Annotated in this window: 10 protein-coding genes; 8 read left to right on the top strand and 2 right to left on the bottom strand. The window is 67.0% G+C overall.

Annotated features, from left to right (window positions below):
* Positions 1-12: 12 nt before the first annotated feature.
* Both tssK and tssJ read right to left on the bottom strand, forming a co-directional pair.
* Complete coding sequence (gene tssK / locus N792_RS09605; RefSeq protein ID WP_036194697.1) at positions 13-1,350, bottom strand: type VI secretion system baseplate subunit TssK; 1,338 nt, start codon at positions 1,348-1,350, stop codon at positions 13-15.
* Positions 1,351-1,465: 115 nt separating this feature from the next.
* Complete coding sequence (gene tssJ, locus N792_RS09600) at positions 1,466-2,119, bottom strand: type VI secretion system lipoprotein TssJ (protein ID WP_084105669.1); 654 nt, start codon at positions 2,117-2,119, stop codon at positions 1,466-1,468.
* Positions 2,120-2,355: 236 nt separating this feature from the next.
* Here tssJ and N792_RS09595 point away from each other — a divergent pair, with 236 nt between their 5' ends.
* The 8 genes from N792_RS09595 to tssH all read left to right on the top strand — a co-directional run bounded on the left by N792_RS09595 (position 2,356) and on the right by tssH (position 12,087).
* Positions 2,356-2,988 (top strand): tetratricopeptide repeat protein, encoded by a 633-nt coding sequence (locus tag N792_RS09595; RefSeq protein WP_156969371.1) that lies wholly within the window; start codon positions 2,356-2,358, stop codon positions 2,986-2,988.
* Positions 2,989-3,028: 40 nt separating this feature from the next.
* Entirely contained in the window at positions 3,029-3,538 is a 510-nt protein-coding gene (tssB, locus tag N792_RS09590) for a type VI secretion system contractile sheath small subunit (protein ID WP_036194489.1), read from the top strand.
* A gap of 4 nt (positions 3,539-3,542) precedes the next feature.
* Positions 3,543-5,027, top strand: a complete 1,485-nt coding sequence (tssC, locus tag N792_RS09585; RefSeq protein WP_036194487.1) for a type VI secretion system contractile sheath large subunit — start codon at positions 3,543-3,545, stop codon at positions 5,025-5,027.
* A 230-nt stretch (positions 5,028-5,257) separates the two neighbouring features.
* Positions 5,258-5,758, top strand: a complete 501-nt coding sequence (locus N792_RS09580; protein ID WP_036194480.1) for an Hcp family type VI secretion system effector — start codon at positions 5,258-5,260, stop codon at positions 5,756-5,758.
* 93 nt (positions 5,759-5,851) lie between these two features.
* The gene (tssE, locus tag N792_RS09575) at positions 5,852-6,337 is read left to right on the top strand and encodes a type VI secretion system baseplate subunit TssE (RefSeq protein WP_036194478.1); all 486 of its coding nucleotides are present in this window, start codon (positions 5,852-5,854) and stop codon (positions 6,335-6,337) included.
* 18 nt (positions 6,338-6,355) lie between these two features.
* Positions 6,356-8,191 carry a type VI secretion system baseplate subunit TssF gene (tssF, locus tag N792_RS09570; protein WP_036194476.1) on the top strand — a complete coding sequence of 612 codons (1,836 nt, stop codon included), beginning with the start codon at positions 6,356-6,358 and terminating at the stop codon, positions 8,189-8,191.
* Positions 8,155-9,246, top strand: a complete 1,092-nt coding sequence (tssG, locus tag N792_RS09565; protein WP_036194474.1) for a type VI secretion system baseplate subunit TssG — start codon at positions 8,155-8,157, stop codon at positions 9,244-9,246. Before tssF ends, tssG begins: the two co-directional genes overlap by 37 nt.
* Before the next feature lie 69 nt (positions 9,247-9,315).
* Positions 9,316-12,087, top strand: a complete 2,772-nt coding sequence (gene tssH, locus N792_RS09560; RefSeq protein ID WP_036194472.1) for a type VI secretion system ATPase TssH — start codon at positions 9,316-9,318, stop codon at positions 12,085-12,087.
* Positions 12,088-12,146: the final 59 nt, after the last annotated feature.

Here is a 12,146-nt window from a genome sequence, read left to right as displayed (position 1 = left end):
AAGCGGAGTGGGTCATGGCGTCAAGGCGATCAGTTCGAGCTTGAGCTCGCGCACGCCCGACGGCACGTAGATCACCAGCGACTGCGCCTTGAGCATGCGTTCGTACAGCGGCCCGCGTGGTTCGATCGCGAAGTACTGGCTGCCCGGACGCACCGGGATGGCGGCCGGGACCTGTGCGGCGTGGGTGAGCTTGACCCCCGGCAACGCGGACAGCACGCACTTGTCGACATCGTCCGGTGCGCCGACCTTGAACCGCACCGGCACCGCCTGCACCAGCTCCGGCCCCGGCAGGTCGGCGCTGACGCCCAGGTAGAACGCGGACTGCTCGTCGATGCGTTGCGAATCCAGCCGCCCGAGGTGGAAGGACGGTTTGACCTCGTTGAGCGGGATGGAGAAATACCGCGCCGAGATCACCGTGTCGAGCAGCTCGCGGATGATCGCGAACAGCCGCTCGAAGCCCGCTTCCGGCTGCGCGTGCTGATAGCCGGGCAGGTCGGCCAGGGTGTGGCGCCTGGAGAACGTCAGCAGGCCGCCGGCCAGGCGCAGCAATTCCTGGTGCAGGCGCTCGGGATGCAGGCCGGGATGCCGGAACAGGTGCGACAGCGCGGCGAATGCGGCGTTGGCGGTGTGCAGCAGCCAGAACGAGGCGATGTCGCCGGAGCGGAACTCCACCACCGACTGCGACGGTTCGCGGTGCAACCCATACAGCGCGTCGGTCTTGGCCTGCAGGCTGTCGAGCAACCGCCGCAGCTGGGTTTGCAGCTGCGGCGCCGCATTCAGGCTGAGGCTGGGGGCGATGAAGGCATCGTCGAGCTCGAAGCCGCCGGTTGCGGTGCGCCGGACCCGCGCCACCGGCACGGTGACGTAAGGGTCGCGGGGCTCGTCGTCGGTCAACAACCGCACGGTCTTGCACAGGTATGCCAGCTCCGCTTCGCCTGCGTCGGTGTACAGATCGGGCGTTGACTGATTGGTCTGCTGGTAGCGGGTCGCCACCCGGCCATCGGCCGGCGTGCCGCAATTGCCGCCGTGCTCTTTCAGCAACGGCAGGGCGAGATGGATCGTGGTGGCTTGCACGCCATCGGGCAGGTTCGACAGCGCCAACGCGTCGGGCAGCTCGTCCGCGCCGGGGGCGTTGTAGAACTCGCCGTCGGAGAACACCACCGACAACTGCTGCGCCCGCAGGGTGCCACTGGCCAGCGCTTGCGCGTCGAAGCGAACCTGACGGACGCCCCAGGCGCACGGATGCAGGGCGGCGGCCAACTCCTGCAGTCGCGCCTCGTGGTAGGCATCCTGGCGCTGGAAATGCTGCGGGCGCAGGAACAGCCCTTCGCCCCAGAAAACCTTCGACATCCGTGTCATATGCGGTGTGACTCCCTGGTCATTGCGATGAAACCCGTCGCCGGTGGTGACAGTCGATCGGCTGGCGCGGGTGAGGGGCGGATTGCAGCGGCCTGCGTGATCGCGGTCAGCGCCGAAGTGGTGGACAACGGCTCGACGACAGGCTGTGCGGCGGTGTTGCCAGGACGGTCTCCAGCGCCGGACCCGGAGTGGTCATCGCGCAGGCGTGCAGGCCGATGGTTACGCCTTCGCCGGCGGCCTTGCCGGCGTCGAACACGAGCCGCCACCGTGTCGGCGCGGGCGCACGGAACAGCGACACCACGCCGACGTGTCGACCGTCGGCCGGCAACGGCTCCAGCACCTCGTGGCGCTGTCCGGGCGCGAGCAGGAACTCGGTCACGCCGAGCAGGTCGTCGCCGAGCACGTCACGCTCGCGCTGCTCGTCGAGGTACACCTCGAACGCGGCGTCCTCGAAGCGTTTGCGCTCGCGCAACTGATAGACCCGCACCACCAGCGACACCCCGCGCTCGCCGTCGCCGGCGTTGAGGTTGTCGCCGGCTTGAAACCGCAGCGGCACCGAATGCGGTGGTGGCGCCGCTGCCTTCAAGCCGACCGCCTGCAGGGTCTTGTCGAATGTTTGCCTGATGCCGCCATGGCCGGCACAGCCGGAGACGAGGAGCAGGCCGCCAGCCAGCGCCACACCGGCGAGCCACGCACCGCCGCGACGCGGTCGTGCGCCGGCATGAAATGCCCGGTCGGGCGAGGATGAAAAACCGTCCATAGCGTGCCGCTCCATTGAAAACATTTCCTTGCTGCCGGACCGGCTTGCGGTCACGGGCCAACCCCGGGGTGTTGCGGGGCGACCTTCCCTGGTGAACAATGCGCGCTGCCAAAGTCAGCTTGACGGCGGCGGCACAAGGCTACTATATCTAGCCGGGGTGCCATCAAGTGCTGGTTACTTGATACATGGAGATTCAGGCCGCAACGCACCCTGCGCGCCCACAAGGAGAGTGTCGAATGCAATCGTTCCCGATGGTTTTCGCGTGCCGTCTGTTCGCCGCGACCGTGCTGGTCGCCGGCTTGGCCGCGTGCGACAGCATGCCCACGAAAGGCACCGGCTATGCCGCCGTTCTTGGCGCGGCTGAAGCCGAAGTGAGCGCCGGCCGGGTGGAGTCCGCCCTGGTCGGTTTCAACGAGGCGGCGAAGGCCGACCCGACCAGCAAGGAGCCGTGGGTGCGCACCGCGCAGCTGCAGTTCGATGCCGGCAATTACGGCCGCGCCATCGTTGCCGCCGAGGAAGTCCTGCAGCGCGATCCGACCGACATGGTCGCCGACAGCGTGCTGACCGTGTCCGGCCTGCGCATCGCCTCACAGGCGCTGCAGCGCCTGCAGGGCAACGGCGCGCTGGCCTCCCATACCGCCCGCACCGAAGCCGAGCGCCTCGCCGCGACCATGCGGGCGACGATGGGCGAGGACATCCTGGATTCCGGAGATGCCGGTGACCGCAAGACGCGGGCGACGGCTTCGCGTCGTCGCGCCGTGCCGCGTCCGGCAACGGCTCCGACCGCTGCGACCAAGGCGCCGACGGCGGAGACACCCGCACCGCAGCGCCGCGCCATCGCCAACCCGTTCGGTGGCATGGGCAACTGACCCGCCCCGATCCGCCGCCAATCGTCAGGGAGACGACGAGATGTCCAAGAAGGAAAGCATCCAGAAACGTCTGGAGAAGGTTCGGCCGCCGCGCGTGCAACTCACCTACGACGTCGAGAAGGGCGACGCGATCGAGCAGAAGGAGATTCCGTTCGTGGTCGGCGTACTGGGCGATTTCAGCGGCCAGCCCGACCAGCCGCTGCCACGACTCAAGGAGCGCAGGTTCGTCAACGTCGATCTCGACACCTTCGATGAGGTGCTGGAAGGCATGGCGCCGCGTGCCGCCTTCCGGGTGCCGAACAAGCTCGGCGATGACGGCGGCGAGTTCGCGGTCGAGCTGACGTTCAAGTCGATCGACGACTTCCGGCCCGAGTCGGTGGTGCAGCAGGTCGAGCCGCTGCGCAGGCTGCTGGAGGCGCGTTCCAAACTGGCTGACCTGCGCAACAAGGTGGCGGGCAACGAGAAGCTGGAGGACCTGCTCAACGATGTCCTCGCCAACACCGAGCAGCTCCGGCAGCTTGGCCAGACCGTTCCGGCGGACAAGGAGTAAAGCCATGGACGCACAGGCAAGTGCAGCGCCATCCGCGGTCGCTATGGCGGAACCGGACCTGCTCGACCAGATCGTCGAACAGAGCAAGGTCGCCAGGTCCGATGTCGAGCACCGCCGCGCCCGGGACATCATTTCCGAGCTCGCGCGCGAGGTGCTGCAAGGCACCGTGGTGGTGTCGGAAAACCTCAACCTCACCCTGGACGCGCGCCTGGCCGAGCTGGACCGGATGATCTCCGAGCAGCTCACCGCGGTGATGCACGCACCGCAGTTCCAGCAGCTGGAAAGCACCTGGCGTGGCCTGCATTACCTGTGCAGCCAGACCTCGACCGGCGCGCAGCTCAAGATCAAGGTGCTCAACGCGCCCAAGAAGGACGTGGTCAAGGACTTCAAGTCGGCGATCGATTTCGACCAGAGTGCACTGTTCAAGAAGGTCTACGAGGAAGAGTTCGGCACCTTCGGCGGCTCGCCATTCGGTGCGTTGCTGGGCGACTACAACATCGGCCGACAGCCCGAGGACATGTACTTCATCGAGCAGATGTCGCACGTCGCCGCGGCGGCCCATGCACCGTTCATCGCCGCCGCCAGCGAGGACATGTTCGGCCTGGAAAGCTTCACCGAGATGGGCAAGCCGCGCGACCTGGCCAAGGTGTTCGACACGGTCGAATACGCCAAGTGGAAGTCGTTCCGTGATTCCGAGGACAGCCGCTATGTCGGCCTGACCCTGCCACGGTTCCTGGGCCGGCTGCCATACAACCCCAAGGACGGCACGACGGTGGAAGGCTTCAACTACGTCGAGGACGTCGACGGCAACAACCACTCCCGCTACCTGTGGTGCAACACCGCCTACGCCTTCGGCGCCCGCCTGACCAGGGCGTTCGAGGACTTCGGCTGGTGCGCGGCGATCCGTGGAGTGGAAGGCGGGGGACTGGTCGAGGAACTGCCGGCCCACACCTTCCGCACCGACGACGGCGAGGTGGCGCTGAAATGCCCGACCGAGGTCGCGATCACCGACCGCCGCGAGAAAGAACTCTCCGACCTGGGCTTCATACCGCTGGTGCACTGCAAGAACACGGATTACGCCGCGTTCTTCGGCGCGCAGTCGGCGCAGAAACCGAAGCGCTACAACACCGATGTGGCCAACGCGAATGCCTCGTTGTCCTCGCAGCTGCAATACATGTTCGCGGTCTCGCGCGTCGCCCATTACCTGAAGGCGATGATGCGCGAGAAGATCGGCAGCTTCGCTTCGGCGGGCAATGTCGAGGACTTCCTCAACCGCTGGGTCGCGCAATACGTGTTGCTGGACGACAACGCGACGCAGGAGGCGAAAGCCCAGTACCCGCTGCGCGAAGCGTCGGTGCAGGTGTCGGAAGTTCCCGGCAAGCCGGGCGTGTACCGGGCGGTGTCGTTCCTGCGCCCGCATTTCCAGCTCGATGAGCTGTCGGTTTCGTTGCGACTGGTGGCCGAGCTTCCGACCAACGCCAGGGCGTGACGGTGTGTGGCGTCGCGTTGCAGGCACGATGTCGCAGGGGTGTCGCAGGAACGTCGGCAACAGGGCGCAGACCCTGACCGACGTGACGGTGTGCGATAGCGTCCCTGCAACGGATGACGGCGCCAGATGTTGGCAGTACGCAAGTCAGCGGTAAACCGGTGCCGGGTCGGCACCTGCGGTGCATGCCCGGCTCTATCTCACGGAAGAATGGAACAAAAGGAAACCAGACCATGCAACACGCATTTCTCAACATCGACACCATCAAGGGCGAATCCAAGGACGCCGAGCACAAGGACTGGATCGAGATCGAGTCCTTCAACCAGGATGTCCTGCAGCCACGTTCGGCGACGGCTTCCAGTGCGGGCGGCACCACCGCAGCGCGCGTGGAAATGACCCCGATCGAGATCAACAAGCGCATCGATCTCGCCTCCACGGCGTTGTTCCAGGCGTGTGCCAACGGCACCACCTTCCCCAAGGCCCGCATCGAGTTCCTGCGTGCCGACAAGGACGGCAAGGCGATCAACTACTACACGATCGAGCTGCTGAACGTGCTGGTCCACCGCGTCTCCACCGCACTCGGCCACGACGGCATGCCGTCCGAGCAGGTGCAGTTGAGCTTCGGTGCGATCAAGTGGTCATACACCCAGCAGAAGCAGGGGGGCGGCGTCGGCGGCAAGACCGTCGCGCAGTGGAGCAACACCACCAACAAGCCGACCTACACGGTTTCCTGACGGGCCGATGCGGTGGCGGCTGCGGTCGCCACCGTGTCATGGCGGTGATGCGGTGCTGCAACGGAATGTGCCGGAAAACGAAGGACAGGACGCATGAAAGGATTCGAGCCCAGCCTGCTGGAGAAACTGTTCGACGACGAGCCGCGGGTCCATGCTGCCAGCGGCATCTCCAGATCGATCTCGATGGACCAGTACAAGGAGTCGGTCGCGCGCGACCTGGAAGGGCTGCTCAACAGCCGCGCGGCATTCAGCGAGGAGGCGCTCAAGGCGTATCCCCAGTGCCGGAAGTCGCTGATAACCTACGGGCTGCGCGACTTCTCGACCCTGAGCCTGGCCAACGGTCACGACCGTGCCGCGATCTGCCGCTCGCTGGAGCAGTCGATCGGTCGGCACGAGCCGCGCCTGCACGATGTGCGTGTGACCCTGGAAGGCGATGCGCGCGGAGTCGGCGGCCTGCATTTCTCGATTCACGGACTGCTGGATGTGCAGCCCGCGCGCGAGCCCATCAGCTTCGATGCGATGTTGCAGCCCGGCACCCTGCAGTACTCGGTCAGCCGGCTGCGCCGTGCGGCGGCCTGACGTGGCATTGACCGACTGATGGAAGACCTGCTGCCCCATTACGAGCGCGAGCTCGGTTACCTGCGTCGTCATGGCCGCGAGTTTGCCGAGCGCTACCCGAAGATCGCCGGGCGCCTGATGCTGTCGGCCGATGGCAGTCAGGACCCGCATGTCGAACGCCTGATCGAATCGTTCGCGCTGCTCAGCGCGCGCACCAGCAAGAAGATCGAGGACGACTATCCGGAGTTCACCGAAGCGCTGCTGGAGGTGATGTACCCGCACTACCTGCGGCCGTTTCCGTCGTGCTCGATCGCCCGCTTCGACATGGGGCCGGCGCTGGCCCAGCTCAGCGCGCCGGTCACCATCGCCCGCGATACGTTGCTGCATTCGCGCAGCGTGCGCGGGGTCAGCTGCCGGTTCCGCAGCACCTACGACGTGACGCTGGCGCCGATCGCGGTGCGCGAGGTGCGCTACCGGGCGATCGCGGATGCGCCGATGGCGACCAGCCTGCCGGCGGGCAGCGGCGGCCAGATCGCGCTGAAGTTCGAGCTGGTCGGCGAAACGCAGGATCTCGCCACGCTCGGTCTGGACACGCTGCGGTTGTTCACAGATGGCGAGGCCACGCTCTGCGCCGCATTGCGAGATGCACTCGCGTTCGGCGTGCGCGCGGCGTATCTGGAATCCGCGGACAGCGGACGCTGGCTGGCGTTGCCAGCCTCGCCGCTGCGCCAGGCGGGGTTCGCCGATGACGAGGCCCTGATCGACTTTCCCGAACGCTCCCATCCGGCGTACCGGCTGCTGACCGAACTGTTCGCGTTCCCGGAGAAGTTCGGCTTTTTCGACCTCGACCTGAAAGCACTGGGTGGCCAGACGGGCAGCCTTTTCACCGTGCATCTTGTCCTGCACGCCCGGCCGGCTAGCTCGGCGGGTGCTCGGGCATTGGAAGCCTTGTCGCGCGCCAACGTGCTGCTGGGCTGCACCCCGGTGGTCAACCTGTTCGCCCAGCGCGGCGAGCCCATCCGCATCACCCATCGCAGCACCCGATATCCGGTGGTCGCCGATGCGCGGCGTGCGTTCGCCTATGACGTGGTGTCGATCGATGCGGTCAAGCGGATACGACAGACGCCGCAGGGCGAGAAGATCACCGAGTTCCGGCCGTTCTACTCCCTGCACCATGGCGAGACGCCCGACAACACGGGTCACTACTGGCTGGCCCATCGCGACGACCAGGTTGCCCGCAGCAGCCCGGGCTTCGAGACCGAGCTGTCGTTTGTGGACCTGGACTTCAACCCCGTACAACCGCAGACCGACACCATCAGCCTGGAGCTGACCTGCAGCAACCGCGACCTGCCCAGTTACCTCGCCCACGGCGTGCAGGGCGGCGATCTCAACATGGAAGGCGGCGGCCCGGCGCGTTCGATTGCGTTGCTGCGCAAACCCACCCGGCCGGTGCGGTTCGAGCGCGGACGCGGCGCGCAGTGGCGGCTGATCTCGCATCTGGCCTTGAACCACCTGTCGCTGAGCCAGAGCGGCCTGCCCGCGCTCAAGGAAATGCTGCGTCTGTACGACATCGCCCGCAGCCGCGTGTCGGCGGCCCAGATCGAAGGCATTACCGCGCTGGAGCACCGCCCGGCGAGCGCCTGGTTGCCTGGCCGCCACTTCACCAGCGTGGTGCGCGGGGTCGAGATCCGCCTGGGTGTCGAGGAGGCGGCGTTCGTCGGCCACGGCATCGCCACCTTCGCGCGGGTGCTCGACCACTTCTTCGGTCTGTACGTGCACGCCAACAGCTTTACCCAATTGACCCTGCTGGCGTCCGACAGCGGCGAGGAGCTGATCCGATGCGAACCGCGCAGCGGCGACTCGACCCTGGTGTAGCGCAGCAGCTGCTCGCCGCGCCACACCGCTTCGAGTTCTACCAGGCGGTGCGGATACTGGAGCGCCTGTTCGTCCGCCAGGGCGTCAAGCCCGATGACGTGGTCGCCCGGCATCTGCGCTTCGGCAGCTCGATGTCGCTGGGGTTCGCACCCAGCCAGGTCGAGTCGATGCAGGCGTTTTCCAGCGATGGCACGGCGCTGGAGCATGACGCCGCGGTCGCCCACGCGGTGACGATGGAGGCCCTCGGCAAGGTCCACCTCACGCCCGGGTTCATGGGCCTGCTGGGTCGGCAAGGCGTGCTGCCGCTGCACTACACCGAGACCCTCGGCCGCCGTGAGACCTACCAGCGCGACCGCGCGGCGCGCGCATTCCTGGACATCTTCGGTAACCGTGCCGTCGCCCTGCATTACGCGGCATGGAAAAAGTACCGGTTGGGTCTGCAGGATGAGTTGGCCGGCAATGAGCGGTTCCTGCCGCTGGTGCTGGCACTGGCCGGCGTCGGCCCGCGTCTGCGCGGTCGCATGCTCGGAGGCGGCGGGGCCGTGTTCGACCAGGCGATCGCCCATTACGCCGGTGCGATCCGCCAGCGGCCGGTATCGGCGGCGGTGCTGCAGCGGATCCTGGCCGATTACTTCGCGGTGCCGTTGCGGGTCGAGTCGTTCGTTGGGGCGTGGTACCGGGTGCCGCCGTCGCAGCGCTCCCGGCTCGGACTGGGCAATGCCGTACTGGGCAGCACGGCGCTGGTTGGCACCCGGGTGTGGCAGCGCGACCTGCGTATGCGGTTGTGGATCGGCCCGCTGGATCGCGACCGGTTCGACGACCTGTTGCCGGGTGGCGGTGCGGCCAGGGCGTTGGCCAGGTGGCTGACCCTGCTGACCGGCAGCACACTGGAGTACGAGGTCTGCCTGAGCCTGAAATCCGACTGCCTGCAGGGCATCGTGCTGGGCGGCGGCGGGAGCGGCGGCTGCCGGCTGGGCTTCGACAGTTACGTCTGCTCGCGACCGCCGGATGCGCCGCGTTCCGACACCTGCTACGGCATCCACACCCTGCAGTAGTCCGACCCGCGTTGTCGTCAATGACAACAGAAAGTCCCACATGGATCAGCAACGCATGGAACGCATCGCATGAGCAGCAATCTGAAGACCCTGATCGGCAAGCTCAATGGCACCTGCCGCCAAGCGGCCGAGCGCGCCGCCAACCTGTGCCTGGCCCAAGGCCACTACGAGGTCGATCTGGAGCACCTGTTGCTGGCGCTGCTGGAACCGCCGCGCGCCGACGTGGCGCTGATCATCCAGCGCAGCGGCCTCGGGGCGGACAGCCTGCGCCAGGATCTGGAAAACGAGATCGCCCGCTTCAAGACCGGCAACACGCGCACGCCGGTGTTCTCGCCGCACCTGCCGGCCCTGTTCGAACACGCCTGGCTGTTGGCCTCGCTGGACGAGCAGACCACCCGCATCCGCAGTGGTCACCTGCTGCTGGCGCTGTTGAGCGCGCCGGGGCTGTCGCAGTTGGCGTACCGCGGCTCGGCCCGGCTGGCCGGGATCCAGCGCGAGGAGCTCAAGCACCATTTCGCCCGGTTGACCGAAGGTTCCTGCGAGGCGGGCGACGTGCGGTTCGCCGATGCGCCGGCCGGCAATGGTCCCGACGACACCGCGCGGATTCCCGAGGCCGGCTTGTCGAAGACGCCGGCGCTGGACCAGTACACCACCCACCTGACCCGGCGCGCGCGCGACGGCCACATCGATCCGGTGATCGGCCGCGAGGCCGAGATCCGCCAGCTGGTCGACATCCTGATGCGGCGCCGGCAGAACAACCCGATCCTCACCGGCGAGGCAGGGGTCGGCAAGACCGCGGTGGTCGAAGGGCTCGCGTTGCGGATCGTCGATGGTGACGTGCCGGAGTTGCTGCGCGGAGTCGAGCTGCACACCCTCGACATGGGGCTGCTGCAGGCCGGCGCGAGCGTCAAGGGCGAGTTCGAGAACCGCCTCCGGAACGTGATCGACGAGGTCGGCAGAAGCCCGCATCCGATCATCCTGTTCATCGACGAGGCCCACACAATGATCGGTGCCGGTGGCCAGGCCGGGCAGAGCGATGCGGCCAACCTGCTCAAGCCGGCACTGGCGCGTGGCGAACTGCGCACGATCGCCGCCACGACCTGGAGCGAATACAAGAAGTACTTCGAGAAGGACGCCGCGCTGGCCCGCCGCTTCCAGGTGGTGAAGGTCGAGGAGCCCGGCGAAGCGCTGGCGGCGGCGATGCTGCGCGGCATGGTGCCGCTGATGGAGAAGCACTTCGGCATCCGCGTGCTGGACGAGGCGGTCACCGAGGCGGTGCGTTTGTCGCACCGCTACATCAGCGGTCGCCAATTGCCGGACAAGGCGGTCAGCGTGCTGGATACCGCCTGCGCCAAGGTGGCGCTGGGGCAGAGCGCGACCCCGGCGGTCATCGAGGACACCCGCAAGCAGCTCGAACGCCTGAAGGCCGAACTCGCTGCGCTCAGGCGTGAGTGCACGGCCGGCGCAAACCACGACGACCGGCTTGCCGGGTTGAACGCGCAGCACGCACAGGCGCACGCGGTGCTGGTCGACAGCGAGAAACGGCTCAGGACTGAGACCGGGATCGCGCAGAAGATCCAGGCCCTGCGCGCCGAGCTCGAAGCCGACGCATCCACATCCCCGTCCACCCCCGCGGGAGAGGGTCGGGGTGAGGGCAGGCCCGACGCCGAAGAAGGTGACGTCGCGGTCGCCAGCAAGCCGAAGGCGAGCAAGTCGAAATCGAACAGGACCGCCGCCAAAACGCTGAGTCCCAAGCTCGCCGAGCTCGACCTGCTGCTGGCCGAGCTGCGTGCGTTGCAGGGCGAGGCACCGATGGTTCCGCTGCAGGTCGATGCGAGCGTGGTGGCCGGGATCGTCAGCGCCTGGACCGGCGTGCCGCTGGGTCGCATGGTCAAGGACGAGATCCGCACCGTGCGCAACCTGTCGCCGCTGCTGGCCGAACGCGTGATCGGCCAGGACCACGCGCTGGATGCCGTTGCGCAACGTGTGCGGACCGCATCGGCCAACCTTGAGGATCCGGACAAGCCGCGCGGCGTGTTCCTGTTCGTCGGCCCCTCGGGCGTCGGCAAGACCGAGACCGCGTTGGCGCTGGCCGACATCCTTTACGGCGGCGAGCGCAAGCTGATCACCATCAACATGAGCGAGTACCAGGAGGCGCACAGCGTGTCCGGCCTGAAGGGCTCGCCCCCCGGCTACGTCGGCTACGGCGAGGGCGGCGTGCTGACAGAAGCGGTACGTCGCAACCCGTATTCGGTGGTGCTGCTGGACGAGGTCGAAAAGGCCCATCCCGACGTGCTGGAGATGTTCTTCCAGGTCTTCGACAAGGGCCAGATGGAAGACGCCGAAGGCCGCGGGATCGACTTCCGCAACACCCTCATCATCCTGACCAGCAACATCGGCTCGCCGCAGATCATGCAGGCCTGCCTGAACCGGCCGGCCGCCGACCTGCCCCGTGCCGATGATCTGGCCGACGCCTTGCGACCGGTCTTGATGAAGGCGTTCAAACCCGCGTTCCTGGGCCGGATGAAGGTGGTGCCGTACTACCCGGTCAGCGACGACGTGCTGGTGCGCATCATCGAGCTCAAGCTGGGTCGCATCCGCGAGCGCATCGAGGCCAACCACAAGGCGGTATTCGACTGGGACGCCACTCTGGTCGAAGCGGTGCTTGCGCGCTGCACCGAGGTCGATTCGGGAGCGCGCAATGTCGATCACATCCTCAACGGCACCGTGCTGCCGGAGATTGCCGGATCCGTGCTGGCGCGCATGGCCGAGGGGAATCCCGTCGCGAAAATCAGGATTTCCGCGGGTAAAAAGGGCGGCTTCCGCTACAGGATCCAGTGACGATGGCCGTCATTGCGCGTGGCCATCGCGGCGCGCGCAGGGTCGATCGGCACCAGCCG

The organism is Lysobacter concretionis Ko07 = DSM 16239, assembly GCF_000768345.1.
GTDB lineage: Bacteria > Pseudomonadota > Gammaproteobacteria > Xanthomonadales > Xanthomonadaceae > Novilysobacter > Novilysobacter concretionis.
Note: the sequence above shows the minus strand (reverse complement) of the source record. Positions and strands in the feature narration are given on the sequence as shown.